This is a genomic window from Pseudomonas germanica, assembly GCF_019614655.1.
Lineage (GTDB): Bacteria > Pseudomonadota > Gammaproteobacteria > Pseudomonadales > Pseudomonadaceae > Aquipseudomonas > Aquipseudomonas neuropathica.
Genome location: NZ_CP071586.1, coordinates 38,790 through 64,084, shown reverse-complemented (window position 1 = coordinate 64,084; position 25,295 = coordinate 38,790). Strand labels below are relative to the sequence as shown.

The 25,295-nt window shown below is 56.4% G+C and carries 23 protein-coding genes; 17 read left to right on the top strand and 6 right to left on the bottom strand.

Annotation, left to right across the window (positions count from 1 at the left end):
* The first annotated feature begins 29 nt into the window (after positions 1-29).
* From J0G10_RS00305 to J0G10_RS00235, 15 genes are all read left to right on the top strand, one after another.
* Positions 30-2,498 (top strand): M23 family metallopeptidase, encoded by a 2,469-nt coding sequence (locus J0G10_RS00305; protein WP_220557182.1) that lies wholly within the window; start codon positions 30-32, stop codon positions 2,496-2,498.
* Positions 2,498-3,244, top strand: coding sequence for a hypothetical protein (locus J0G10_RS00300; protein ID WP_220557181.1), 747 nt, complete (start codon positions 2,498-2,500; stop codon positions 3,242-3,244). The genes J0G10_RS00305 and J0G10_RS00300 overlap by 1 nt, the downstream gene beginning before the upstream one ends.
* Positions 3,245-3,589: 345 nt before the next feature.
* Positions 3,590-4,201 carry a hypothetical protein gene (locus tag J0G10_RS00295; protein WP_220557180.1) on the top strand — a complete coding sequence of 204 codons (612 nt, stop codon included), beginning with the start codon at positions 3,590-3,592 and terminating at the stop codon, positions 4,199-4,201.
* Positions 4,202-4,363: 162 nt separating this feature from the next.
* Complete coding sequence (locus J0G10_RS00290; RefSeq protein WP_245398009.1) at positions 4,364-5,113, top strand: lysozyme inhibitor LprI family protein; 750 nt, start codon at positions 4,364-4,366, stop codon at positions 5,111-5,113.
* Positions 5,114-5,160: 47 nt separating this feature from the next.
* The gene (locus J0G10_RS00285) at positions 5,161-5,604 is read left to right on the top strand and encodes a hypothetical protein (protein ID WP_220557179.1); all 444 of its coding nucleotides are present in this window, start codon (positions 5,161-5,163) and stop codon (positions 5,602-5,604) included.
* A 9-nt stretch (positions 5,605-5,613) separates the two neighbouring features.
* Positions 5,614-6,075, top strand: coding sequence for an XAC2610-related protein (locus J0G10_RS00280; protein WP_220557178.1), 462 nt, complete (start codon positions 5,614-5,616; stop codon positions 6,073-6,075).
* A gap of 20 nt (positions 6,076-6,095) precedes the next feature.
* Positions 6,096-7,463, top strand: coding sequence for a lysozyme inhibitor LprI family protein (locus tag J0G10_RS00275; protein ID WP_220557177.1), 1,368 nt, complete (start codon positions 6,096-6,098; stop codon positions 7,461-7,463).
* Positions 7,464-7,600: 137 nt separating this feature from the next.
* The gene (locus J0G10_RS00270) at positions 7,601-8,995 is read left to right on the top strand and encodes a TIGR01777 family oxidoreductase (protein WP_220557176.1); all 1,395 of its coding nucleotides are present in this window, start codon (positions 7,601-7,603) and stop codon (positions 8,993-8,995) included.
* A gap of 9 nt (positions 8,996-9,004) precedes the next feature.
* On the top strand, positions 9,005-11,455 hold the full coding sequence (locus tag J0G10_RS00265; protein WP_220557175.1) for an alpha/beta fold hydrolase: 2,451 nt from the start codon (positions 9,005-9,007) through the stop codon (positions 11,453-11,455).
* 20 nt (positions 11,456-11,475) lie between these two features.
* Positions 11,476-12,180 (top strand): hypothetical protein, encoded by a 705-nt coding sequence (locus tag J0G10_RS00260; protein WP_245398008.1) that lies wholly within the window; start codon positions 11,476-11,478, stop codon positions 12,178-12,180.
* A gap of 88 nt (positions 12,181-12,268) precedes the next feature.
* Positions 12,269-12,724: a hypothetical protein gene (locus J0G10_RS00255; protein ID WP_220558819.1), complete on the top strand. Its 456-nt coding sequence runs from the start codon at positions 12,269-12,271 to the stop codon at positions 12,722-12,724.
* Between the two features lie 4 nt (positions 12,725-12,728).
* Positions 12,729-13,592 (top strand): tetratricopeptide repeat protein, encoded by an 864-nt coding sequence (locus tag J0G10_RS00250; RefSeq protein ID WP_220557173.1) that lies wholly within the window; start codon positions 12,729-12,731, stop codon positions 13,590-13,592.
* A 2-nt stretch (positions 13,593-13,594) separates the two neighbouring features.
* Positions 13,595-14,353, top strand: coding sequence for a lysozyme inhibitor LprI family protein (locus J0G10_RS00245; RefSeq protein ID WP_220557172.1), 759 nt, complete (start codon positions 13,595-13,597; stop codon positions 14,351-14,353).
* A gap of 43 nt (positions 14,354-14,396) precedes the next feature.
* Complete coding sequence (locus J0G10_RS00240; RefSeq protein WP_220557171.1) at positions 14,397-14,837, top strand: hypothetical protein; 441 nt, start codon at positions 14,397-14,399, stop codon at positions 14,835-14,837.
* Between the two features lie 280 nt (positions 14,838-15,117).
* The gene (locus J0G10_RS00235) at positions 15,118-15,279 is read left to right on the top strand and encodes a hypothetical protein (protein ID WP_163012154.1); all 162 of its coding nucleotides are present in this window, start codon (positions 15,118-15,120) and stop codon (positions 15,277-15,279) included.
* A gap of 114 nt (positions 15,280-15,393) precedes the next feature.
* Here J0G10_RS00235 and J0G10_RS00230 read toward each other — a convergent pair whose 3' ends face one another.
* Entirely contained in the window at positions 15,394-15,756 is a 363-nt protein-coding gene (locus J0G10_RS00230; protein ID WP_095049317.1) for a DUF6124 family protein, read from the bottom strand.
* 431 nt (positions 15,757-16,187) lie between these two features.
* Between J0G10_RS00230 and J0G10_RS00225 the strand changes: the two genes are divergently transcribed.
* Complete coding sequence (locus J0G10_RS00225) at positions 16,188-16,571, top strand: hypothetical protein (protein WP_007920327.1); 384 nt, start codon at positions 16,188-16,190, stop codon at positions 16,569-16,571.
* Between the two features lie 192 nt (positions 16,572-16,763).
* On the top strand, positions 16,764-19,376 hold the full coding sequence (locus tag J0G10_RS00220) for a hypothetical protein (protein WP_220557170.1): 2,613 nt from the start codon (positions 16,764-16,766) through the stop codon (positions 19,374-19,376).
* A 64-nt stretch (positions 19,377-19,440) separates the two neighbouring features.
* On the opposite strand, the gene J0G10_RS00215 is transcribed toward J0G10_RS00220, so the two are convergent.
* From J0G10_RS00215 to exbD, 5 genes are all read right to left on the bottom strand, one after another.
* The gene (locus J0G10_RS00215; protein ID WP_220557169.1) at positions 19,441-20,841 is read right to left on the bottom strand and encodes an aminoacyl-tRNA deacylase and HDOD domain-containing protein; all 1,401 of its coding nucleotides are present in this window, start codon (positions 20,839-20,841) and stop codon (positions 19,441-19,443) included.
* Between the two features lie 79 nt (positions 20,842-20,920).
* Positions 20,921-22,996, bottom strand: coding sequence for an ATP-dependent DNA helicase RecG (gene recG / locus J0G10_RS00210; protein ID WP_016985805.1), 2,076 nt, complete (start codon positions 22,994-22,996; stop codon positions 20,921-20,923).
* Between the two features lie 9 nt (positions 22,997-23,005).
* The gene (locus J0G10_RS00205) at positions 23,006-23,935 is read right to left on the bottom strand and encodes a hydrogen peroxide-inducible genes activator (RefSeq protein WP_007920331.1); all 930 of its coding nucleotides are present in this window, start codon (positions 23,933-23,935) and stop codon (positions 23,006-23,008) included.
* Positions 23,936-24,118: 183 nt separating this feature from the next.
* Positions 24,119-24,865 (bottom strand): energy transducer TonB family protein, encoded by a 747-nt coding sequence (locus J0G10_RS00200; protein ID WP_093429658.1) that lies wholly within the window; start codon positions 24,863-24,865, stop codon positions 24,119-24,121.
* Positions 24,862-25,290 carry a TonB system transport protein ExbD gene (exbD, locus tag J0G10_RS00195; RefSeq protein ID WP_007920333.1) on the bottom strand — a complete coding sequence of 143 codons (429 nt, stop codon included), beginning with the start codon at positions 25,288-25,290 and terminating at the stop codon, positions 24,862-24,864. Before exbD ends, J0G10_RS00200 begins: the two co-directional genes overlap by 4 nt.
* Positions 25,291-25,295: the final 5 nt, after the last annotated feature.

Below are 25,295 nucleotides of genomic sequence, written 5' to 3'. Positions count from 1 at the left end.
AGCGTCAATATGAATAAGGAATTTTTTGAATGATCATTAGCCCTCCTTTTCTGCCGAAACCGAATGCGGGAGAAACTGACGATGCTTTCCTCTCACGCGCTATGGTCGGAGGTATCCCTGGCGATGGTGGCTATCCGCTAAGCTTTGACCTCAACTGGCATGGCGGCATCCATTTGACTGCACCTCAAGAAAGCGGAAAAGCTTTGCCGGTATGTGCAATCTCAGATGGAATACTGGTTTATTTTCGACAGCCGACCCAGGAAAGTGAGGCGGCGCCTGATCATGGCCTTAGGTATCGCGAAAAGTGGACAGATGATGGTTGTATTGTAATCAAGCACGAAACGGAGATAGGCGAAGGCGAAAAAGGAAAGATCGTCTTCTATTCAATCTATATGCATCTCACAAAAATTAGTTTGAGCGCGCCAGCTAAAGGAAAAAAGATATATCGAAAAGATATCATAGGTGAGGCTGGCAAAATTTACGGTGAGGAGAATAGGATTCATTTTGAAATTGTTGCTGACGACAGCAAAATCGAGAATATCGTTGGGCGAAAAGAAAAAGACCTGGCATTCAAAACTAGCGATGGTCGAAAGGACTGCTGTTGGGGGGATATTTTTTTCTTTATTCCTCCAGAAGTTTTTGGTTACGAGAGTCAGCCATCCAACCACTTATCCGCTCTAAATAACTCGCAGATTATTTATCGTTGCCCTGCTATGCCCGCAGGACCCGCGCCGATTGAGGAGGCGGGGGGCACTCCTGCAACTAATGTGTCAAATACAGTTGATGGTTATGAGTGGGCGCTGGCGACAGAGTTACAAGATGGGCTTTTTGTTAGAATGAGTTTCGTTAAAGGCTCATGTACGCTAACTACATATACCCGTTCTGGATTTGACTTGGGTGGGGTAGACGAGAAAAGTGAGTTTGAGTACTCGCTATTTAAAACTTCCAGCGAGCTATATCCCCAATCTCCCAGTGCGGGATTTGAACTGCTACGCTTTGGAAGAGTTATTGGTGAGGAGCGATTGCAGCCGACTGATGCTGCCCATTGGCGTAAAATAAAATTCCCCGCAAAAGTTGGCGAGGAAAGTAAAGTAGGTTGGATTAACTTAAACTCTCCTACGGTTGGGAAGTTCAGCGATGCAGATTTTCCTCATTGGCAGGGTTGGCAGTTGGTTGATGACGATAAGGATAAAGATAGCCACTGCCAGTCACCTTTTATTCGAGAACTACTAGCTTTGGATGTTGGAAAAGTAGTTTCCGATAACACCGATGCCATAGGGATAGCTACTTCTCCTGCTTACTCCTCTCTATCGGAAGAGGCAAAGCAGCAGCTTTCTGAACGCTATGTGAAGGAAAGAGATTTAAGTAAGCAAAAGCTTGAAAGTACAGATGCTCAAAATCGGATTAAGCGCTTGGTATGCATGTTTCCCAGCGAGTGGTGTAAAAACGATTTTGATGTTCGCTACGACTGGCTATTAAAAGTGGCTGAAAATGGACCGATGCCGCAAGAGGCTTATGATAAGTTGAAGAGGCATCAGGTTGCATTAGGCTTTTGGGAAGATGCCGCTATTGAAGGCATTGAAAGTAGGCACTGGCATTTTCCACCAAAAGAATTTATTGCGACATTTAGGAAATGTAGTTGGTTAAGCAGAAATGAGCTTGTCCAGTTGCTTCCAACGAACTCGTTGAGGAAGGCATCTACTTGGCAGTGGGAGTCAATCAGCTTACCGAATGCGGGCACCCTGCTTTCTAGTTCAAGTCCAGATGCTTTAACTCGTCGGAATGATCTTAATAAGGCTTTGCGTAAATTTCTGGTAGTTACCCCGGTGCGATTGGCATGTTTCTTTGGTAATGCTACACAAGAAACTCAGTGGTACCAAAAGTTTCATGAGGGTAGCCCATATTGGTATAAGCCGTGGGATGGCAGAGGCTTTCTTCAGTTAACACATGCCAGTAACTATATAAAGTACTGGGAATTTAAGGGTGAAGTAATAAGCTCGCAAGTTAAACAGGTTTTAGCTAGTCATACAACCATGGCGAACAATAACAGACCTGTAGTTAATGGTCACAAAACTATGTACGATCCAACAAACTCATTGAGCGATGCGTCTACTGGCATTCCACAAACGATCATCACAAAGCGTGACGCGGTAAAAGGTTCGTATGATGCAGCCAATAGTGCTGGCGCCTACTGGGCTTGGTCTGGGGCCTCCAAACAAGCTGATGGCTACTACACCAGTTCAAGCAGTACGTTAAAGGCTCTAACAACTAATGCTCAAACAAAACATTATTATGAGAATTCTGCTTTCGGAAATGTTGCCGCTACTGTAAATCTAGGCTCCCCTTCATCTAGCTTCAGCTCTATTTGGGGAGTGCAAGCAAGATTTCTCGCTTTTGCAAACGCACAAATGGTTTTAATGGATACCTTGAGCTTTCCAACGCCATCTGGATCTTCGTCAGGGACGCCGCAGGACTTTGTTTATCGGAGAGTCGATTAATGAAAAAAACATTTGGTTTTTACCTTGCATTGGTGGTGTGTTTGGCTTCAAGCACGGCGGTGTCTGCTGACAAGGAACAGGCTGACGGAGTTGTAAATGTCGGGAACGAGCCTAACGACTCTATATCTGCGTCTGGAATAGCAGTCGTTAATGTGCGCCAAGGTAGTTGTAAATACTCACTTGATATTAGTAAAGATCAATATATTAAGTTCAATACACCTGATGTTGTATTTCTAGAGTCAAAATCTCCTCCTAAGGATCAGGACTGGCCGCATCTTGAACAGGCTGAAATGGCTGTCGGTTATGATTGGAGCTTTAAAAAAGACTCCAATTTAGGAGCCAAGTGGTTTGGCATGATGTGCGATGGTGTGGACAATTTTGACCTAAAACAAACTGGGGAAGACTCTGGGAGCGAGGATGTTAGTCCAGAGCTTCAGGATGTTAGGCAAGCAAATGCTCTTAAGTGTCCTGCAACGTTAAGTGATGAGAGATGGCTGCCAAATAAAAGCGCTGGCAACTCCGAAGACTACATTTTTCAAGAGTTGAGAGGTTCTGGTTGGTCGGGATTCATCTTCGGGTTTAAGGATAAAACGGGCAAAAAAATTGCGCGTGTTAGTTTTTGTATCCTAGAGGGAGAAAACATGCTGGTAGGTGCAGCGGAAAATTATCCTGATACTTTGACTCTGGATGCAGAGACTTTTCAGGGGATAAGAGACGTTTTATCTTCTTTGCGATTTTCTAAATAGTTTCCAGTGGATTCAGAGTGAACCAAAGGAGCGGACTTTTTTCGTCCTCCCGTCGGGTAAAGGGTGCGGGTAAGGGGAACGGATTTATTTATCCAACTGATTTTATCGTTGAACTCAAATAAATCTGTTCCCTTCGTTGTCTTGAAGCGGCGGGCTGGTTTTGGACGAAAAACAAACTGCTGGGAATTGCCGACACTAATGACATACCCAAAATGACTCGACGTATTAGGGATGACGGTTCTTTAGTCGGGACCGATGCTGCTCACCCTTGGCCGGCTGCCGCGAACTTCTCGGCTCGTGAAATAATGATAAATAAGCTTCAAAGATTTTACTGAGGTCATTTGAATGATTCGCCTAATGGTGTTTTTGTTATCCATTTATAGTGGCGCTGCTTATTCGGCTTCAACTGAGCATAGCCTGATATGTAAAGAAGCTGATCAGAATGCCGATCCAGCTAGCTTGACTCTTTCTTTTGAAGGGGGAGTCTTCTCTCTTGATGATGCTGATCGCGGATGTCGCTCAAATTATGTTGCTAGAGAAGTGGCAGGGGCCGAAAACATAGCAATTATATTTTCTTATCCAACCAGTGATGATATGGGTCTAAACGCTCAGGTTATGATTTTTTCTGCTGTAGCTAAAGGTGGAAAGGCCACATATATCGGAGACATCCCTGCTAGTGCTTCGGAGTTGGAGGATGGTACCTATAAAGATATTCAACAGTCCGGTGATTCAATTTACGAGAACGTTTACCGTATTGAAAGCACAAAAGTTGTGACTTTGATTCCAGGTAAAGAGTTGGTCATTTCTGGCGAGCAATGTGTTTATAAGGAAGCGGGTAGCACTGTCTGTCAAAAGATGAAGGGCACCTTCAAAAAACCTGTGTGCGTCCTCAATAATGGTGAGCGCAAGGTCCTCGCGGATGCGAAGGAGTGCATGGACATGAGAGAAAATCTTTGAGGAAAAGAATCAAAGGGACGGATTTATTTGTTGCGCTCGACCGCTTTGAATTTGGTTGAAAACTTAAATAGATCTGGCCCGTTTGTCGGTTCTGACTCTATCTTCTGTCGCAGGCCCGTTCAGAATTGAACGGATCAATGAGTTTTTTACGGACGCCAAGGAATGCAGATTTTCAGATTCAGCCTCATTTTTTTACTTTCAATACTGTCGCCTGTGGTCATGGCTGAGGGCACGATGATTGCCACCATCCTTCAGGCCGACTTTTCCAAGGACCCGGAAGTCCGGTTGCTTGTCAGAGTCGTTGATGTGGGTGGCGGTTCGGATACCCCTTCCATGGCGGTTCGTAATCAATGCCTGGAGAGGAAGGCGTCCGCAGAACGTCCTGGGCCGGATCCGTGCTTTTCGATAGAGATCACTGAGAGCAAAAAGCAACGGGCCATTGTTCGGCAAACGCTATTGAATGATCCTCAGCGCACAACCGACCCTATCTATTTGGAAATTGTTTATCGCTCGGAGGTCAGCGAGAGCGATCCGACGAATCACCATCAGCGATCCGCCACACTGAAGATCGAAGAAAACGGCCTCTACAATTGGAACAATGAAAGCGAACAGGCATTGGCGGACGTTGAGTGGTTTCCCTCGGGAAATGGTGTTCTTGATCTGATGGTTCCTGACGCGGATGCATTGTTGAACTCTGTATATCGGGATCGTATGAGTCGGCTGGACGAAAGCGGTCAGAAAGCACTGAGGGAAATTCAAAGAGCCTGGATGAAATTTCGAGATGCGGAGTGCCAGTCCGACCCGAAATCGAGTAAATCAGTTTTCGGTGAGTGGTCCGATGCCTGCCTAATTCGCTCGACGATAGAGCGTGCTCGCCAATTGGCTTTGGCACCGGACAAGAGCAGACGTTGAAACGGACAAGCCAGAGCATTCGCGCGAAAGCGTCGACTTGGATGAGCATGAACAAACTTTTCTTTCTCTTTTTTGCGCTATTTCCTTTAGGCGCTCAAAGCGCAGTCACCACCGAATCACTTTGCTTCGAACTATCCCAATCGAGCCCGGTAAAGTTCGAACTCCGTACCTACTACGACGAAGCCAGCAAATGGTCCGGTGGCTTCGTCAAGTACGCCAAGTCCAGCGAACCCATTTCCATTGTGCTGACGGATTACGAGGACGAGATGCTCAGTCCCGATGCGCCTTGGCAGAGCACCACAACCTGGTCTGAAGTCATCAACGGCAACGGCAACGGCAACGGCAACGTCACTGGAACCTATCAGTTCGTGTCTCAAGGGACGCACATCGTCTCGATGTCTTACACGAAGAGGTCTAACGGCAAGGTTTTTCATTTCGGAAATAACACCAGCATCGACTCCTCTCTGGAGTCCGGATGCAAGTGGGAGTAGAGCGAGTACATGCAATTCAAAACTCTAGCGGTATCGCTGCTCGGCCTGATATGGACGATCCCGGCGTTGGCCGAAACCACCACGTTCAGTCCAACCAAAGGCGTCGACGCGACGCTGATTCTCGAAGGCTCCAAGCTGAACATCGTGGTTAAAAGCGAAACGCACAGCGAGTCGCGAACAATCGATTTTGAAGCCGAAAACGAACTCCATGTGCAGTTCGATGATTTCAATTTCGACGGCGCCCAGGATTTCGCGGTCTGGCAACTCGATGACGGCATGGGCACTTACCACTACTACCGGGTGTTCATTTACCAAGTCAAAACCGGCGCCTTCGAAGAGTTACAGCCGGACTGCGGCGATGGCTTCGTTAACCTGCGCGTCGACAAAAAGCGTAAAGCGTTGCTCAGCACCTACTGGGAAATGAACATACCCAAGCAATGCATCACGCGATTCACCAAACGCAAAACCTGAATGACTCAAGGATGAACACCGTGAAACGTTTTGTTTTTACCCTGCTGGCCGCGCTGCTGCTGCCAGTTTCTGCGGTCTATGCGCAGGACGATTGCAGCCAGGTCACCTCAAGCCTGGAAATGGTGCCGTGCTCGGAGGCGGCGAAGAAGGCTGCCGATGCGCAGTTGAATGTCAGCTACAAGCAGTTGATGACGCGGCTTGAGTCTGACTATCGAGCAGATCCGGCATTGGGCGCGGAGTACGCAGCGAAGGTCAAAGAGTCGCAACGTGCTTGGTTGAAATTGCGCGATGCGAACTGCCCCTTGGAGGCGTTCGAGATCGAGGCGGGGATGCCGGCGCATGTGTTCGCCGTCAACTCGTGCATCGCCAGAATGAGTCGCGAGCGCTCGGCGTATCTGGACAAGATCGTCCCTGCGCTTGCATCCGATGAGAGCGCTTCGACGGCTCCCACCAGCGACGCTTGCCCCTCGGAGGAGTTCGCGCCTTTCCTGACTGCGTTTTCCGCCAACAGCGAATCACAACGCCGTCTGACTGCGATGACGGTCAAGTCGCTGGTGTTGAAACCGGTAGCAGGAAAGGATCGAAGTACCTTTGAGCCTTCGACCTCGGGAGTCAGTGGAGCTACTTTCAACTATCCGCTGATGGCCGCCATCACGCCCGGCAAGACACCTGGAGTCGAGATCGAAGAGGTCGACGACAGTCACGTCAACGTTGTGGATAAAAGGGCAGGCAACAGCAATGTGAAAATCTTCAACTTCTCTCGTCAGGCGTGCTGGGTGCTTGAGGGGATTGAGGATTGGTCGATCAGTGAGAAGGATCTTGTCGCAACAGAGAACCCGGGAATGAGCCGCGCTGAGAACTTCTGTTATCAGCGTGCCGAAGCGTTGGGCGGGCTAGGGTTTCTTGAGCAATACCCGCTGACGGTGGAGTTGATTGAAGCGTCGCTGGAAAATTTTGTCTGTGCTGCAGAGTCGGGTGACGCGCAGGCGAGCCTGTCGGCGGCAAGCCTGAGCCTTTCGCAAATGGCGTCTCAGTTGGAAACGAGCAAGGTAGAGGCGTTGTTCAAAGCGGCCTCGAAAATACCAAGTGGCGCGCTGGCCTATGCCACGTTTTTTTGTGTCGGAAACTCCACCGACTATAGCGGCCCTTGCCTCCATCCCGAGCAAGCGAAAGAGCAGGTCATTCGGGCGATCACCATGGGTTCCACAGACGCGATGAATTATCTGGCCTCGACCTTTGAAGGTGGCGAGCTTGGAACGAAGGATATGTCCCGAGCGTTAGCCTGTTATCAAATGGCGGCTGACAAAGGTAATCAGTTGGGCATCTTCAACGTGGGGCGATTGGGATCGCAGGGCACTGAACCGATCAAGGCCAGTCACTGCATCTGAAATGCCGGGTCATGTTTGATGCGTTTTCGCAGTCGTTGAGTCTGAATCCGTCCGGTAAACGTTTAGTTTTTGAGCATCTGACGACCGCGATTTTCCTTTAAACTCCCCACCCCCAAGGAATGCGCTCAGGACACGGAATGCCAGTCCCCTCGAACTCCCTTCGCCAAGCGTTGGTGCTCTGGCTATACGCCGCCGCAATCGTGCACATTCTCGCCGGTATCACCCTGACTTGGGCTGGTCATTCCGGATTACTCGACGGCTATCTGCACGTTCTCGAACTGTCGTTCTGGGGCACCGACGCAGTACCCACCGCCGGCCACGAACAACAAGTCTGGTGGCTCGCGCTGTTCGGCGCGACGCTGCAAAGTTATTCGCTGTACATGCTCGCGCTGGTGCACTTGGGCAATCGCTCGAAAGCCCCGATGGTTTGGGGCTGGTTGATCGCCGGCATCCTGTTATGGGCGCCGCAGGACATGGGGCTCTCAGCGCAGCAACAGGTCTGGTCGCACCTGTGGCTCGACGGCTTTGCATTGCTGGTGTTGTTGCCGCCGTTGTTCTGGCTGTATCGGCATGACCGCCGAAAGTCTCCTGCAGTAAAGACTCCGAGCCAATCCAACCCGTTTGCCGACAGCGCTTTCAAACGCGTGCTGATCACTGGCGGCACCGGGTTTATCGGTGAAGCCTTGGTCAATCAATTACTCGACGCGGGCCATTCGGTCAGCGTTCTAACGCGCGATCCGTTGAGCGCGGCCAATCTATTCAACGGCCGCGTCCGCTGTGTGCATTCGCTCATCGAACTCAGTCATGACGAAGCCTTCGACGTAGTGATCAATTTCGCCGGCGCCCCTGTCGCCGGCCCACGCTGGACTCCCAAGCGTCAGGCTCAACTGCTCGCCAGCCGAGTCGGCACCACCGAGGCATTGATAATCTGGCTGAAGAACACCAAGCACAAACCAACGCTGTGGATTCAAGCCTCGGCCATCGGCTTCTACGGCGTACGCGATGCCAGCGAAAGCCTCGACGAACACGCCAGCAAGGGCGACGGCTTCATGGCCGAACTCTGTGCGCATTGGGAAGCCGCCGCGCAACCGGCCACTGAGTTTGGCGTGCGTCAGGTGGTGCTGCGCCTCGGCGTGGTGTTCGGCCCGGGCGGTGCGTTGACACCGTTGCTGATGCCGTTCCGTCTGGGCTTCGGCGGGCGCATGGGTGACGGTCGGCAGATCATGAGCTGGGTGCATCGCGACGATGTGCTTCAGGTAATCGCCCGTGCCTTCTACGATGAAAGTCTGGTCGGCACTTACAACATGGTCGCGCCCGAAACGGTCACTCAGGCAGCGTTCGCCGCCCATGCCGGTAAGGTCCTCAAGCGTCCGGTGTGGTTGCACATTCCCGCCGCGCCAGTGCGCGCATTGGCAGGCGAGATGGCGCAGTTGTTCTTCGACGGTCAGCGCGTGGTGCCGCAGCGTTTGACCGAGGCTGGCTACACATTCCGCTATCCAACCCTCGACGCCGCTCTGCGCGATCTGACCTGAGGATCGCTCATGAGCAAGCCGTTGATGTACCTGCTGGCCGGCAATGGCAGCGCTGCCGATTGGTGGGATGACGCGCTGCCGCACTTTCAGCGCTACGACGTGGTGCCGCTGGAGTTGCCGGGCTTCGGCGCCAATCCGCTGCCACCCTGCGAGGATCTGGCGGACTACGCGCAGACCTTGCTGGCGATGACGGCGCAAGGCAGCGCGATCATGGCGGTCGGGGTCAATGCATTGCTTGTGCTACATGCGTTGCAACGTCGGCCCGGGCACTTTTCGCGCAGTGTTCTGTTGGCGCCGGTTGGGGCATTTTTGTGGCAGCGTCGATTGCCGGCGCTGATGTCACCGCTGCCGATCCGCAAGACCATCCACTGGCTGCTGTCGAACAAACCCACGCTGTTCGCGCGCAAGTTTTCCAACCAGACCTGGACGCCCGCGCAGTACCAGCGCATGGGCGCCGGCTATGCGCGCTGCCGGGCATTCGTGCCGCATTGGGATCTGGTGCGGGCCGATACCGCGTTGCCACTGCTGGAGTGGATCACCGATCCGGTCGAGCTGGTCTGGGGCGATCAGGACGCGGTGCTCGGCATCGAGCAAGCGGCGGCGTGGTCGGCGATTCTCGCCCGCGCCGATCTGAGCATCAGCCTGAAACCCGGTTGGGGTCATTACCCGTGGATCGACTCGCCCGCCGAATTCGCGCAGTGGCTGGAGTCGGGCAAGCGAGGATTTGTCGCGCACACCAAGGGCGGGCGTTTGCGCCTGGCTGAACTGGCGCGGCAACCAGTGCCGGCGGCACTGACGCTCAACGATTGCGACGATCCGCGTCTGCCGGCATTTCTCGCCGCCCAACCTGATGTGACTTGGGCGGTGCGCTCCTCCAGTTATGGCGAGGATCAGGCCGATTCGGCGAATGCCGGTTTGAGCACCACCTATCTGCGCGAGCCGACCGTCAATGTGCCGAAACGCATTGCTGAATTGACGGCCGAGGGCGTCGAGGAAGTGGTGGTGCAGCGCTTCATCACGCCGGTAGTGTCCGGGATCGCTTTCGTGCGCCATCTCTCGGTAGAACTGGAATGGGTGGAAGGCCATCTCGAATCGCTGGCCGACGGTCACGTCAGCCCCTCACGGGCAACGCTTTCGCGGCTCGGTGATGCCTGGCGCAGCGGCACATTCACGCCATCCCACGGCTTGACCGAAGACTTGCTGTGGCGCTTTCTGCAAGACGTGCTGCGCGTGTTCCACTACGTGCCCGGCGACGTCGAGTGGGCCTGGGACGGCTCACAACTGTGGCTGCTGCAATACCGGCCGATCAGCGATTACGGCTGGCGCCGCCACCTGACCGCCGCCAATATCGCCGAGATCCTGCCGCCGCAACCGAGCGTGTTGGTGGAATACGCCCAACGCCGAGCCGCCGCGAGTATTCCGGCGATCATGGCGCGTTGGGATGCGCGGGTGTTGCAGGACAACGAGCCGTTCACCGCCGTGTTCGGCGGCGCGTCCTATATCAACAATGATCTGTTTCTCGCCCGGCTGGCCGACTGGGGCATTAGCGCCGCTAACTACGCCGGTGAAGTCGGCGGTGCGACGCCGCATCTGCCGTGGCAACCGCTGAAGATGCTGCGTTCGTTTCCGCTGTTTTTGCGTATGCAACGCAAGGCTCGCGGCCATTTGCTGAGCCTTGAAAATGGCTTGCAGCGCTTCGATCAGGAACTGGCCGAACTCGTCGCCCAGAGTGCCGATGGCCAACAACTCGCGGACTGGTTCACCCGGTTTTACGTGTTCGTGGTGCAAGGCAATCTTTGCATCGCTACAGCGCTGGCCAGCAGCGGCGGTGATTGGCTGGGCCGCCCGCCGACCGCTTACGACAACCTTGAAAACAGTCCGCATCGATTGCCGTGGGAAACCGATCCCGCTACGCCTCGACCTACGGCGATTGAGCTGCCGTTACAAGCATTCCCGCAATGGTCAGGGCTGATCCGCCTCGCGCATTCGACCGGCCTGCCGGGCCTGCGCGGCTACTACCTGCAAGTGCGCGAGTGGTATCGCGACAACCTCATGCGCATCTTCTTCCGGCTTCATCACGCCATGCCACTGGCGGACCGCGAGCATTGGTTCGCGCCGCATCCCGACGTGCGCACCCGCGATGGCAGCTTCTGGCAGGACGGCCGTGAAGGCACTGAGCAGGCGACTGGGTTCATGATTTATCCGGGGCAGGTGCAAGGCATCCTCGGCGCCGACATCCTGCTCGAAGACACCCTTGATCCGGGGCGACATGCGCATTACCAAACTGCGCGGGCAGTGATTGCGCGGATGGGCGGACGCTTGTCGCATGGCTCGACGTTGCTGCGGGAGCTGCGCAAGCCATCGGCGGTGATGCCGCAGGTGGATCCGGCGTGGGTGGGGTGTGAGGTGTTGTATCGGGATGGTGAGTTGCAATTGATTAATTCGAAGGATACGAAGTGAAACTACGATACCTCCGCGAATTGATCTTTGGTCTGGTCGCGTTTTTACAGGTGGAATATGTGACTGCCGCAGGTCCTGTATTGGTCGGTAACGAGCCCGGCCAGTCGCCGGTTGCGCAAGGCCCGACCGAGACAACTGTAGACATGGGTTCGTGTCGGTTCTCCATGCCACTGCTGCAGAACCAATGGCTGAAGTTCGACGATTTCTATTCGGTATTTATCGCAGCCAAACAACTGCCCAAACCGTCAAGCGCCCCCAGCTTGTGGCAAGCGCAGACGTCGAGTGGTGCCGACTGGCACTTCGAGAAACACGGTGAACTCAGCCAGCCGTGGTTTGGTTTGATGTGTGAAAACTCGGAGTACTTTTCGCTTCTCACCGACTGGAAACCCCCGGTAGACGATGCGTTTGCGGTGCAAGTCCTGCGTGACGACAACGACCGCAGGTGTCCGGCGACTCGTACCGATCAGGGCTGGGTGCCCAACTCTCTGGCGGGTCGTGCGAGCACCTACAACTTCGAACAATGGGGCGGGGAGAGCTCTTCGGGTTTCATCTTCGGTTTCCACGACAAATCACGACGGCACATTACCCGCATCGCTTTTTGCTTGCTGCGAGGTAAAGCTGTGCTGATCGGCTCGGCGGAATCAGGTTCATCCGCCCCGTTGGCGATCAGCAACGAAGGATTCGAACAAATCAAGAAAGCGGTGCGCGGCATTGCCTTCGAATGAACACACCCACAATGACTTGCGTCGATGGAGTTACAGCGTGAAAGGATTTTCGGTTCTTCTCGGCAGCCTGTTATTGGTTGCCGCGTCCATGGCATTTGCTGCCGATCCAACCTTCAAGGATTACACCGTCACGCCAGTTTTCAACGGCCCCAACCATAAACTGGTGCCGCAAGAAAACAGCAGCCCAATGATGGATCAGGCACGGGTGCAAGCCCTGAAAGGCAAGGTCAACTTCGCCGGCCATTACATCCTGCACAGGCTCGGCTGTGGCGGCAGCGCCATTTGCGGCGAAGTGCTGGATGCTCAGACTGGGGAAGTCGTTGGCGGTCTGCCGAATGCTTACGACGGCAGCACGTTCGGCATGGTTTACCAACCCGACAGCCGCTTGATCATCGTCTCCGGCGTCACGCTCGACGGTGAAGAGGACGCCCAAGGGAATGCGTTGGAAAGCGGTAACCGGGATCGTTACTACGAGTTTGTGAACAATGAATTTCGACTGCTGAGCGTGACCGACGTGGAATCGTCGCCGATGGATGAGGAGTGAGTGGATGAACCGTCTTCTCGCGGGCAGCCTTAAGCGGATGATGATTGTCATGAGCGTGTCAGCTTCAGCCGATGCCTTGTCTGAAAATATTCAGATCGTGGGGGTTGGCGGGCACTTAGTGACGCTGAAGGACAAGACATGGGGCAGGCCTGCTGCGGAGTCGGCGGTTGCCTCGTTTACCGCCAATGGAAAAACGTTTCCCCTCTATGTACCCGCGGTGGGTACCGAAACGCATGAGGCTTGGTTAAGTCCTGACAAGAAAACATTGCTCCTACTTCAGACTCTGTATGGCGTTGTCATTGGCCAGGAGGGTGAAGAAATCCCGACAGAGGAAACTGGTTGCGGGGTCATTTCAATGGAGACCGGTTGCGTGCTCAGTCAGCCGGCAGCCAGGTTTTGCTACGGCAAGTGGGAGGGCAATCGGTGGACTTCCGGGGAAGAGGATGCGCCTGACCTCGTCATGCAGACGCCGTCTCCAAAGGACTTATTGAAGCAGGTCTCAAATATTGAGATGCCGCAATCTCGCGTGGAAGAACTCGCATTCAATCTTCGCACTATAAGTCCAGAGTCCTATATGGCTTGTCACCCACCGGCGCGCAATGTTCAAGCTTTTAACGACTTGGCTTTCCACCTGGCCGAGGGCGGTAACGATGAGCTGGCGTTGAAGTTTTATCGCGGCGTTGAGGCTGTTGGTAAACGCACGGTACTGATGTTGAACATCGCCGATTCACTCTGGCGTCTCGATCGCAAAGACGAAGCGCAGCGCTATTACAGCCAGTACCGCGACGCGATGAGCGCCGACGGCAAGACGCAGAAAATACCTCAACGTGTCGTTGAGCGATCCGTCATTCAGGGAATGAAAAATTGAACATGTTTGCGCGTTTTATCGCGTTGTCCTTTGGATGCCTGTTTGCCTCCTGTGCGATGGCCGAGGACGACTGCAAAGAAATCACCGTGAGCGCCCAGGTCGATCGGTGTGTGGAGGCGGCCCGCAAGGAAGCCGACACGCTACTCAATGCCAGCTACAAGAAACTGTTGGGACGGTTTGAGGCTCAACAGCGGCGCGACCCTGAGCAGGGTAAGGCGCTGGTCGCCATGGCCAGAGAATCCCAGCGCGCTTGGATCAAGCTACGCGACACCACGTGCCCGCTTGAAGCCACGGAAATCGAGCCTGGGGTGGCAGCGCATGTCACGACGATCAACAACTGCATGGCAAGACTGAGTCTGGAACGTGCTGCTTACCTGGACACAATCGTCGCTGATGAGCCGGGTAATGTGGTCGATCTCAACAAGGTGTACCTGTCTGGCTCCCAACGCTTCGGCGATGTCGTGGCACGTTATGTCAGCACCTTTGGCAGCCCATGTCTGACGGTCCAAATACTGGCGCCCAACGGCGGTTGGAGGGTGCTGTCCTCCAAGCGGTTCTGCCGTTTCGAGGGCAAGGCATTTTGGACGGATTATGCCGATGCCGGGTTTGAGGATCATGTGTTTGCCGAGGATGGGTTGCACGTGACGCTCAGTTTGACGGAGCTTCGTGGGCTCGGAGAGAAGCGCCTTGCATGTGTGGTTCCGATTCAGAGTGAGCAAATCAAAGAGCTGAAGTGCGGCGCGCTTGAGCCTGGGGCATAACAGGCCAGAGTAATTTGCTGATACCCCTGAAACCGCTAAAGGAATGTTCGGTTTGAAATTTTCATCTGCATTGTTTTCCGCGTTGCTCGTTTTCGTTCCTCTGGCGGCTCATAGCGAGGTCACGACCGAGGTTTTTTGCTTCCGCTCCCACGAAGGCAAACCCATAAATTTTGAATTCCGAACCTATTACGACTCTGTCGCCAAATGGAGCGGTGCTGGCGTCAAGTACAGCAAGTCAAAAATGGCTATTGGGCTGGTTCATCGCAGTACTGAACAAGAAGAGCTCGTGTATGGCCGGCCCTACCAGTACACGACCACTTGGGTTGAAGTAGTTGATGGTGCACTGACAGGTGAGTATCAGATGGTCACTCAGGGTGGCCGGGTTGATGCGATGTCGTATACGAATTACAAATCCGCAAAGAAGTATTCGTTTGAAAACGATTACAACGTGGATTCGAAACCTGAAATAGGTTGCCAATGGTGAGGCAGAGAATATTCAGGAAGGGGACTTAACGTCCCTTTATTGGTAGTCAATCCCGTCTCGCCGATGCGTGATGAGTCACCGACAGGGATAGAGCCTGCGGTTTGCTTGGATCAGATAATCAATGTCGGAGTGTTTCCGGCGGCTATTCAAGACCTTTCAAATATCGCTACTCTCTCGACCTTCAAAATTGCCATTGATTATCCATGCCCAAGAATCAAGGGGGCGGGTGGCGCCGCCAGACAGGGCGATCCAGTCAAATTTCGAGACCCAAGAGGTTTCCATGAAAAAATCCAAACATGAACCTAAGCCTATGATGGCTGCTCGGTTCCAGGCCGAAGCTCGTGAAGTTTTGGCCAAGCGCTCCGGTAAGCGCAGCCGTTTTCTGGATGTTGCGTTGGCCAAGGGTTCTGATTTTGAGCCTGTCGGTCGACTCGCCGGCTGACGGTTTCGGATTCTCAAAAAAGCTGCCGTGATTGGCAGCTTTTTTTCGTCTGGATTTCTACAGACAGTTGCAGAAAGGGGACTTAACGTCCCCTTTTTTCATCCGCAAATCTCGCTACGGCTTGGCCGCCACGCTTCGCACTTCAATCTGGTCGAGCGTCCCTTCCACCATCAATCTCACCCCGTCCGCCATTCTGCTCAGGGCCAGTGCCACCGAGCGGCGGGAGCCGTGGAGGTCGTCGGCGAGGTCGCAGGCGATGACGCTGATGGACAGGAGGTCTTCGGAGGCGTTGGCCATGAGGGCTTCGGCGTCGGTGCCGGGGGAGAGTTTGAAGAGGCCGTTCTCGCGTTTGGGATGTGGTTCGACGGCTGGTTTGAAATGGTGGTCGAGGGCGCGCTCGGCGGCTTCGTGGAATTTCTTCGAATTGGGGGATTCGTAGGGCGAGGTTGCTTCCGCGCTGAATGTTTCATCGGTCATCGGTGTAAATCCTGAGCAGTTAATTGATTTCCCCGAGTTCGGACTTGCACATCCGGCCACCGATTTTGCGGCGACACACAAAGCCTATCTATAGCCAGCCAACTCGCCTAGTTCATGGACAGCACCGCACTTTGCAGGAAATTTCCCATAGATTCGCGGGGCGGAAGATCAAAAGATCGCAGGCTTCGCCGGCTCCTACAGGGATGTGTTTCAACAGGTGTAGGAACGGTGAGTGGTGAGACGCGGAGCGTCTCGGGATGCATTCCCACGCGGAGCGTGGGAACGATCAGTCGGCGAGCGCTGAATCGTGACTTGGCGGTCATCGTGCGGGAAATAGTCTGCATCATCCTCCAACAGAGTCAGATAGTGGCGTTATCGTCCGAATCCCTTACACTGCCCCGGCCGTTCATTTTCCTTTTGAGGCTGTGCGCATGAAATTTCGTTTTCTTCTGTGGATGATGGGTTTGTTGATGGGTAAGGCCAGCCGGACAAATCCTGCGTTCCAGCAGCAGTTGGGTGACAAGGATCTGGTGTTTCAGCTGCAGACGCTGGATGGGAAAGTGGCGCGGCATTTCGTGGTCAAGGATCAGCGCATCACCAGCAAGTCTGGCGTGGTGGCGGAGCCGGCGTTTGCGATTGCGTTTAAAGATGCCGGTTATGGCTTTGCGACGATGCAGGCGAAGAACAAGCAGTTGGCGTTTATGCAGGGCATTCAGGACAAGTCGATCCAGCTTAAGGGCAACCCTGCGCTAGTGATGTGGTTTCAAGGGTTGATGAAGTATTTGAAACCAAGAAAGGCGAAGGCTAAAGCTTAAGAAGTCGTTGACTTGAACAAACCCATGCACGCGCACTGAATAACGGTGCGCTTGTCTTGTAAGGCCATTACTCAGGCTCGCAAAGACAGCCGAACTGTCATTTCTATCAGGTGTTTCGTGCACAGGCGCGATGCTCTACTCAAGTTCCAGTTCCGGCATTAAGGGACTTAACTGACTTGATGGAGCAAGCTCATGACGCAGACACACAGTATTTCGATCCCTAGGTCTCTCGATCCGACATTTGCTCAGGATGGCGTGCTGACCTTACCGATACCTGGTATCGCGGGCGACGAAGCGGCGGCGGTCCTGGCGCTCCCCGATGCAAAATTACTCGTTGCGATACCTTTAACGGGAGCGAATGCCCCGGTTGCCATTGCGAGGCTGAATGACGACGGTTCGCTGGACGAAACCTTCGGTCCCGCGCGCAGAGGTTTTGTTGAAATAGCGTTGGAAGGGGCTCGGATCAGCTATGTATCCGGTCTCGATGCGCTTGAGGATGATGGTTGGCTGATACACCTTCAATATTCCTCGACTACCTCCAATGACGTTGGCCTTGCACTGGTCCGCCTGAAAAATACCGGTGAACTGAACGAGGCGTTCGGCACCAACGGCATGCGGTTTATCTCCCATTACGGCAATCCCCATCCCGCTAGCGTGCCGCGTGAGGCAAGTCACCCGAACACCGGATCCTCACAGACTGCCCACCTCCCATCACGATCAACGGCCCGGCAGGTGGATGGCAAAATCGTCCTGCTCCATTTCGTGTTTTTTGATGATGCACCACTGCCGGCGGGTGTTGTGATTCGTCTGCTAGCGGATGGGTCACTCGATCAATCATTCAACGGTTCGGGCTATGTGGTTGTGGATGTCGCCACATCGAATAACGTCTACGGCATCACCATTCAAGCCGATGGCAAGGTGCTGGTCTGCGGTTCATACCAGGACGGATCGGGAGGTCGTGGAGTTTTTCTGGCGCGTCTGGACGCAAGTGGCGCGCCGGACAGTCAATTCAACAACGGTGTGGCCGTGTTGATGCCCGATGATGAAGGCGAGAGTTTTCTGCAATCGATTTCGGTACGTGAAGGCGATGGCAGGATTATCGTCGCGGGCCAAGCTCTGCGTAATGGTCTCGACGGTGGGTTGATCGCTGCATTCACGACCAGCGGCGCGGCCAACCTTGTGTTCAATGGTGGCAAGCCGCTGTTTTCGCCGTTACTAAAAGGGTTGGCATGGACGCACACCTCACAGGTGGGTGGTTCGATCGTTGTTGTCGGTCAGGGTGAATCAGCCATGGTGACGGCGCGCTTCCTTGCTGATGGAAAACCGGATACGGCTTTCAACGGTACGGGGCATGCGCTGTTTGAAGACAGCGCAGGGGAAGCCTTTGCGCGAGGTTTGGCCGTCATGGGGGACAGCCGGATCGTGGTGTGCATCGAACTCTCCGTCCATTCTGATCTTCCCAACGTCCCTGGGCGTTTCGTGCGCTATCTGGCGGGCACGCCATCCTTGAATAACGATCCGACCTTCGGCGACGGTGGCATCCTCAGATTTCCATTCCCGGAATTCTCGGGATATGACGTCAGGGCGCTGCTGGCGCTGCCGCAAAACAAATTGTTGGTTGCCGTTCGCCTTTCAACGCCCGGTGCGCCTACGCGGATCGTTCGTCTGCTTGAAGACGGTGTTCTCGACTCAGCTTTCGGTGGAGAAGGCTCCGGCTACGTCGAGATCAGGCTGAAAGAAAATTTTTACATGAGCCGGATCCTCGGGTTTACACCGCTGAGCGATGGCGGCTGGCTGGTTCGTGCTCAGTACACGGAAGAGGGCGCGAATAACTCGACGGGTCTGGTGCTGGTCAGACAGCGCGAGGACGGCCAACTGCAGACGTCTTTCGGGGAACAAGGTGTGCTCTATCTTCCCTACGCGAAGATGGGCGGCGGCGGATATACCGGGGTGGTGCAAGCGTCTGCCAGCGGTGCCGCAGGGGCTGGCGCAGCAGGGATGGTCGCTCAACAACTGGACGAAAAAATCGTCGTGGTCAGTAACGTTGAGGATGCTTCCGGCCGGACAAAAGGTATCGTTCTGAGGTTCGAGCCGAATGGCTCACCCGATACGACCTTCAACGACACGGGCTTTGCGTTCTTAGAGCTTGCAGAGATTTCGCCTTCTGACATCGTTGCGCAAGCGGCCGCGACCCAGGCTGACGGCGCCGTGGTGATCTGCGGCAATTACTTTGCGGTGAGTGCGCATGGCGCCTTCGTTACTCGTTTCGACGCTACGGGTAAGGTTGACACAGGTTTTGGAATCAAAGGCGCGGTGGACGTGCCCCACGATCAATGGATAAGCCTGGACGTTGCGGCAATCGTCGACGACAAGATTGTTGTGGCCGGCGGTGCGGCGGTGGAGGGCGTCTCTCAGGGCTTGATTGCGGTGCTCAATCTCAGCGGCTCCTACAATCGGGTGTTCAATGATGGTCAACCACTGATTTCGTCACCTGTGTCCCAAGGCGTCAGATGGTTGCATTGCGTGCCGCGTACGGACGGTTCAGTCATCGTTTGCGGTAACAGTGGCACTGGCGCGCTTGATGAGAATCTCAGCGCGGTCACCGCACGCTTTCTGGCGGATGGTTCTCCAGACTCCTCTTTCTTTGGTTCGGGATTTACCGTTTTCAATGAAAGCGCGGGTTTCGAATACCCCCACGGCATGGCGGTAATGGACGATGGGCGCATCGTGGTGGGCGGAGTGTATTTCACCGACTCTGGGTCCGATAAAGGCTGGGTGATCCGTTACCTGGACAAGTCGGCTTAAGCCGCAGGTTGGCCCATCGCGGGCAAGCGTCGCTCCAACTGGAGGTCGCTTGCCCGCTTTGCATTCAGGCCTGGCTGAACTGCGAGGCCAGTTCACGCAGCAGCACTTCGGCTTCGAGGACTTTGCTGACGACGTCGTTGGCTTTGTCGCGAGTCAGGCCCACACGTTCAAGCAACGCATCCGGAATATCTTCATCCGGGCCAGAGCCAATCCCGCGGCTGCGCAGCAAGCGCACGGCCAGGCAGACGAGGTTCGGGTATTCGGCGTAGGCGCCGTCGTAGCTTGGGTCGTGCTGGAAGCGCAGGGCGGTGGCCAGCTCATCCGGCATGTCCCAGTAGCGCATCAGCCACGAGCCGATCTGTTCACGGCTGATACCGAGCAGATGTTGCTCGATGTAGCTGTGGCACAGGTGCGGGTTGACCTCCAGGTGGCGGCAGATCAGCGAGAAGTGCGGCGGAAAGACGTGGGCCAGCAGCAGGTAACCGAAGTTATGCAGCAGACCGGCCAGATACGTCAGGCCGGCTTCCGGGCGCTGGGCGCGCGGCATGGCACGGGTCAGACCTTCGATGACGGCGGCGGTGTAGATCGACTGCTGCCAGTACGGCGTGGTTTGTTGCGGATGGTCTTTCGGCAGGCTCAGGGTCTTGCCGAGGGCCAGGCCCAGCGCGAGGTTGATCACCAGATCGAAGCCGAGTACGCGAACGATCGCGTCTTCCACCGAACGGATCTTGCCCGGCGAGGCGTAGTACGGCGATGCCGCCCAGCTCACCACTTGCGCGGCCAGCGCCGGGTCGGTTTCAACGACGCCAGTGATGTCGTCGATGGTGGCGTTGGGGTCGACGCGCAGTTTGATGATTTTTTGCGCGGTTTCGGCCAGCGGCGGAATCTCGATGGTCGCTTCCAGACGCTGCTGAATGCGCCGCGCGGTGAACGCTTGCACGGCCTGGGTGATTTCCTCGCGGTCATCGTCCGGGCGGTCGAGGTTCGGGCGGATGCTGCTCAGGGCTTCGCCGAAGTTGGCGGCGCTGGCCTTGGTCAGCATGGTCTTGAAGTCTTCGCTGGCGATTTCCAGCAGCAGGCCCGGCTCGCCGGAGTTGATCAGCAACTTCGGTTCGCGCAGCAGGCTTTCTTCGTAGAGGCACGGCGAGCTGGTCAGCGCTGGCAGGCCCGGCAGCAGGCTCAGGCTGTGTTTGCCGAGCATCTTTTCCAGGCGCTCGGTGGACACGGCAGTCAGACGCCGGCCAGTGAGTTCGGCGAGGCGGTTGAGGTCGAGCAATTGGCTCTGCGGAAACAGCACCATCAGCGCGCCGACGGCGTCGTCCAGCAACACGGCTTGTACCTTGCGCGATGCATTGAGGCCGTGGTGGTCGAGCACTTCTTCGTAGGCGATGCCCAGCTTGCCTAGCAGCAGCCGAATAACAGACGGCGCGTGCGGGGATTCGGGGGCGAGAGCGGCTTCGGTCATGGTCTGTATCCGTTTTTGAAACAATGGCAGGAGTATAACCAGCTTGGTCGGAACGATCTGTCAGAAACTGCGACGGTGCTCACACTTGGCCGTATTGCTGCCCGTGACGCAACCAGCGATCGAGTAATGGGCTGACGTGGGTTGGCCAGCGTTCCAGCAAGGCTTGCGCGGCGTCGCGGACGGCGGGCAGCAGGTCGGCGTCGCGCATCAGGTCGGCGACTTTGAATTGCAGCAGACCGGTCTGGCGGGTGCCGAGCATTTCCCCGGGGCCGCGCAGTTCGAGGTCTTTTTCGGCGATGACGAAACCGTCGTTGGTTTCGCGCATGATGCCCAGGCGCTGGCGACCGATCTGCGACAGCGGCGGATGGTAGAGGAGCACGCAATGGCTGGCGGCGCTGCCCCGGCCAACGCGGCCGCGCAACTGGTGCAGTTGCGCGAGACCGAGGCGCTCGGGGTTTTCGATGATCATCAGGCTGGCGTTGGGCACGTCGACGCCGACTTCGATCACCGTGGTGGCGACCAGCAGTTGCAGGTTGCCGGCCTTGAACTCGGCCATGACGGCGGCTTTCTCGACGGGCTTCATACGCCCATGAATCAGCCCGACTTTCAGTTCGCCGAGGGCAAGTGTGAGGTCTTCAAACGTGGTTTCGGCGGCCTGACAGGTCAGCTCTTCGGATTCTTCAATCAGCGTGCACACCCAATAGGCCTGACGGCCTTCGGCGCAGGCACCGCGCACGCGTTCGATGACTTCGACGCGACGGGTGTCGGTGACCAGCACGGTGTTGACCGGGGTGCGCCCGGGCGGCAGTTCGTCGAGGATCGAGGTGTCGAGGTCGGCGTAGGCACTCATCGCCAGCGTCCGCGGAATCGGCGTGGCAGTCATGATCAGTTGATGCGGGCACATGCGCCCGCCGACGCCTTTCTGCCGCAGCGCCAGACGCTGCTGCACGCCGAAGCGGTGTTGTTCGTCGATGATCACCAGCGCGAGGTTCTTGAACTGCACTTCGTCCTGGAACAGCGCGTGGGTACCGACCACCATCGGCGTGCCGCTGGCGATCTGTTCCAGCGCGGCAACGCGGTTCTTGCCCTTGAGCTTGCCGGCCAGCCACGCGACTTCAATGCCCAGCGGTTCGAGCCAGCGCTTGAAGGTGATGAAGTGCTGTTCGGCGAGGATCTCGGTCGGCGCCATCAGCGCAACCTGATAACCGGCCTCCAGCGCTTGCAGTGCGGCGAGGGCGGCGACCACGGTTTTACCCGCGCCGACGTCGCCCTGAATCAACCGCAGCATCGGTTCGTGCTGGCTGAGGTCGTAGGCGATTTCGTTACCGACGCGCTGTTGCGCGCCGGTCGGGTTGAAACCGAGGTTGGCCAGGTATTTCGGCGGCAGCTTTTTCGCTTTCGGCATCGCTGGCGCGCGCAGCGAACGCATGCTTTCGCGCAGGCGTTGTTGCGACAGTTGGTGCGTCAGCAGTTCTTCGAAGGCCAGACGATGCTGGGCCCAGTGATGGCCGAGGGCGAGTTCGTCGACGTCGGCATCGGCGGGCGGGTTGTGCAGGTAGCGGATCGCATCGGCCAGTGGCGCCAGTTGGTAGTCGCGGGCCAGTTCGGTTGGCAGCCAGTCGGGCAAGGTGTCTGGCTTAAGCATTGTCAGCGTCTGCAGGCACAACTGGCGCAGACGCGCTTGGGTCAGGCCTTCGGTGAGCGGGTAGACCGGGGTCAGGGTTTCATCTACTGGCGGCGGTTCGTCACCGGTGATGGCGCGGTACTCCGGGTGGTAGATTTCCAGGCCGGACGCACCGGGCCGGGCTTCGCCGTAGCAGCGAACCCGCGTGCCGCGCTTGAGGCCTTCTTTCTGCGCGTTGCTGAAATGGTAGAAGCGCAGACTGAGACCGCCGGTGCCGTCCTGCAAACGCACGACGAGGCTGCGCCGGCGGCCCATGACCACGTCGGCGCCGCTGACGGTGCCTTCGACCACGGCGTCCTGCCCCGGCCGCAGCGCGCCGATCGGCACCACGCGGGTGCGATCCTGATAACGCAGCGGCAGGTGAAACAGCACGTCCTGAAGGTTCTCAAGACCGACCTTGGCCAGTTTCTCGGCCATGGCTTCGCCGACACCCTTGAGTGCCGTCACCGACACTTGCGACAGCTCCGTCATGACGCTCGCTTAACCGGCTGTAACCGGTGCCGCTGGCTTGGCCACCGAACACAGGCGAATGGAGTCGGCGAGGATCTCGATGGCTTTCGGCCGTGGGAAGCTCGCGCGCCAGGCAATGGCCACGGTGCGGAACGGCACCGGCGGCGACAGTGGGCGCACTTCGATCACGCCGGGGGCGTAGTGATGGCTGTCGACCGCCGACAGCGGCAGGATCGAGATGCCCAGACCGGACGCGACCATGTGGCGGATGGTTTCCAGCGAGCTGGATTCAACCGTGGTGTGCTTGGCGCCATCGTTGCCCTTGGTCAGGGTCGGGCAGGCTTCCAGCACTTGGTCGCGGAAGCAGTGGCCTTCGCCGAGCAGCAGCAGGCTCTTGTCGTTGAGCAGACCGGCGTCGATGGTTTCTTTTTGTGTCCACGGGTGCTGGGCCGGCATCAAGACGTAGAACGGCTCGTCGTAGAGCGGCAGGGTCAGCACGTCAGCTTCGTTGAACGGCAGGGCGATGATGATCGCGTCGAGCTCGCCGTTGCGCAGTTTGTCGCGCAGCACGTGGGTGAAGTTTTCTTCGATGTACAACGGCATCTGCGGGGCGACCCGGTGCAGTTGCGGAATCAGGTGTGGGAACAGGTACGGGCCGACGGTGTAGATCGCGCCGACTTTCAGCGGCGCGGTCAGCTGGTTCTTGCCGGCCTGGGCCAGTTCGCGGATGCCTTGCGCTTGCTCGAGGACTTTCTGCGCCTGGGCGACGATGCCTTCGCCGACCGGGGTCAGGCGCACGGCGCTTTTGCTGCGCTCGAAAATCAGCACACCGAGTTCGTCTTCAAGCTTTTTCACGCCCACCGACAGGGTCGGCTGGCTGACGTGGCAACGTTCGGCGGCGTGGCCGAAATGCTGCTCTTGGGCGAGGGTAACGATGTAGCGTAATTCTGTGAGGGTCATAGCAAGCGTCCATGAAGATGCGGGCCAAGCATACCGGCTGCAATCGATAGACGCACGTTATCAGACTGAGCGCTCAATGCGACTACTGCAAAAAGCAAAAGATCGCAGCCTTCGGCAGCTCCTACATTGGAATGCGATCCTTTGTAGGAGCTGCCGGAGGCTGCGATCTTTTGATCTTGCTACTTAGCGGCGGCGTTCGAGGGAGTAAACAAACGGCGCCACAATTTCAATCGAGCCATTGGTCAACATGTCGGCCGGTGGCTTGGGCAGCGGCTGCGCGCGGCGGATCATTTCCAGGGTGGCCCGGTCCAGATCGGCGTTGCCCGAGCGGCCCACCAGTTCGAACGACAGCACATTACCTTCGGCATCCACTACGAAGCGCAGGCGGTTCAAGCCTTCCTTGCCCCGTGCCTGTGCACTTTGCGGGTACTTTTTGTACTTGGCCAAATGCGCGAGCAGGGTGCCTTGCCAGCTGGCCTTGGCTGCCAACTGTGCCGGCGACGGGCCGGGCGCCGGTGCAGCGGATTTCTCCGTCGGTGCCGGGGTCGGTGGTGTATCGGCCGGTTTCTCCTCGGAAGGTTTTTCCTTCGGCGGATCTGGCAGCTTCTTCTCGACCGGCTTCGGCGGTTTAGGCTTGGGCTTTGGCTTGGGTTTTTGCACCGCGATTTCAGCTTTCGGTGCTTCGGCCAGTTTCGGAATCGGCAACTCTTCAACCGGAGCCGGTGGCTGCGGCGGTGTGACGACTTTCGGCGGAGCAGGCGGTGGCGGGGCCGGAACCGGGGCCAGCTCGACCATCATTGCCTGTGGGGGCAATTCGATGGGCGGGCGGGCGGTCCAGTTCAGCGCCAGCGCGATGGCCAGCGCGTGAACGCCCAGCACCACGGCCAGGCTACCGCTGTAACGCGTCAGCTTATGGCGCGTCGTGATCATTTCTTGGCTGCCGTCTCAAGTCCGACCAGACCGACCTTCAGGTAACCGGCGGAGCGCAGCTTGTCCATCACGCTCATGAGGTCGCCGTAATCCACGCCTTTGTCGGCCTGGAAGAAGATGGTGGTGTCTTTCTTGCCCTGAGTCTTGGCGTCGAGCACGGCGCCAAGGGTTTCGGCTTTCACTTCATCGTCGCCGATGTACAGGCGCTGGTCAGCCTTGACGCTGAGGAACACCGGTTTCTCTGGCCGCGGCGCCGGTTTGGCGGTCGAGGCGGGCAGGTCAACTTTGATGTCCACGGTGGCCAATGGAGCGGCCACCATGAAGATGATCAACAGCACCAGCATCACATCGATGAACGGCGTGACGTTGATTTCGTGGTTCTCGGCCAGATCGTCGTCTGCGCCTTCTTTCAAATGCAGGCCCATGGCCG

Bases quoted from the DNA above. Each gene is read 5' to 3' on its own strand.
- J0G10_RS00235 (WP_163012154.1), top strand. From the start codon at position 15,118: ATGAAAAAATCCAAACATGAACCTAAGCCTATGATGGCTGCTCGGTTC.
- J0G10_RS00215 (WP_220557169.1), bottom strand. From the start codon at position 20,841: ATGACCGAAGCCGCTCTCGCCCCCGAATCCCCGCACGCGCCGTCTGTT.
- J0G10_RS00295 (WP_220557180.1), top strand. From the start codon at position 3,590: ATGATTCGCCTAATGGTGTTTTTGTTATCCATTTATAGTGGCGCTGCT.
- J0G10_RS00290 (WP_245398009.1), top strand. From the start codon at position 4,364: ATGCAGATTTTCAGATTCAGCCTCATTTTTTTACTTTCAATACTGTCG.
- J0G10_RS00250 (WP_220557173.1), top strand. From the start codon at position 12,729: ATGAACCGTCTTCTCGCGGGCAGCCTTAAGCGGATGATGATTGTCATG.
- J0G10_RS00300 (WP_220557181.1), top strand. From the start codon at position 2,498: ATGAAAAAAACATTTGGTTTTTACCTTGCATTGGTGGTGTGTTTGGCT.
- J0G10_RS00205 (WP_007920331.1), bottom strand. From the start codon at position 23,935: ATGACCCTCACAGAATTACGCTACATCGTTACCCTCGCCCAAGAGCAG.
- recG (WP_016985805.1), bottom strand. From the start codon at position 22,996: ATGACGGAGCTGTCGCAAGTGTCGGTGACGGCACTCAAGGGTGTCGGC.
- J0G10_RS00220 (WP_220557170.1), top strand. From the start codon at position 16,764: ATGACGCAGACACACAGTATTTCGATCCCTAGGTCTCTCGATCCGACA.
- J0G10_RS00265 (WP_220557175.1), top strand. From the start codon at position 9,005: ATGAGCAAGCCGTTGATGTACCTGCTGGCCGGCAATGGCAGCGCTGCC.
- J0G10_RS00270 (WP_220557176.1), top strand. From the start codon at position 7,601: ATGCCAGTCCCCTCGAACTCCCTTCGCCAAGCGTTGGTGCTCTGGCTA.
- J0G10_RS00240 (WP_220557171.1), top strand. From the start codon at position 14,397: ATGTTCGGTTTGAAATTTTCATCTGCATTGTTTTCCGCGTTGCTCGTT.
- J0G10_RS00305 (WP_220557182.1), top strand. From the start codon at position 30: ATGATCATTAGCCCTCCTTTTCTGCCGAAACCGAATGCGGGAGAAACT.
- J0G10_RS00225 (WP_007920327.1), top strand. From the start codon at position 16,188: ATGAAATTTCGTTTTCTTCTGTGGATGATGGGTTTGTTGATGGGTAAG.
- J0G10_RS00255 (WP_220558819.1), top strand. From the start codon at position 12,269: ATGGCATTTGCTGCCGATCCAACCTTCAAGGATTACACCGTCACGCCA.
- J0G10_RS00200 (WP_093429658.1), bottom strand. From the start codon at position 24,865: ATGATCACGACGCGCCATAAGCTGACGCGTTACAGCGGTAGCCTGGCC.
- J0G10_RS00280 (WP_220557178.1), top strand. From the start codon at position 5,614: ATGCAATTCAAAACTCTAGCGGTATCGCTGCTCGGCCTGATATGGACG.
- J0G10_RS00230 (WP_095049317.1), bottom strand. From the start codon at position 15,756: ATGACCGATGAAACATTCAGCGCGGAAGCAACCTCGCCCTACGAATCC.
- J0G10_RS00285 (WP_220557179.1), top strand. From the start codon at position 5,161: ATGAACAAACTTTTCTTTCTCTTTTTTGCGCTATTTCCTTTAGGCGCT.
- J0G10_RS00245 (WP_220557172.1), top strand. From the start codon at position 13,595: ATGTTTGCGCGTTTTATCGCGTTGTCCTTTGGATGCCTGTTTGCCTCC.
- exbD (WP_007920333.1), bottom strand. From the start codon at position 25,290: ATGGGCCTGCATTTGAAAGAAGGCGCAGACGACGATCTGGCCGAGAAC.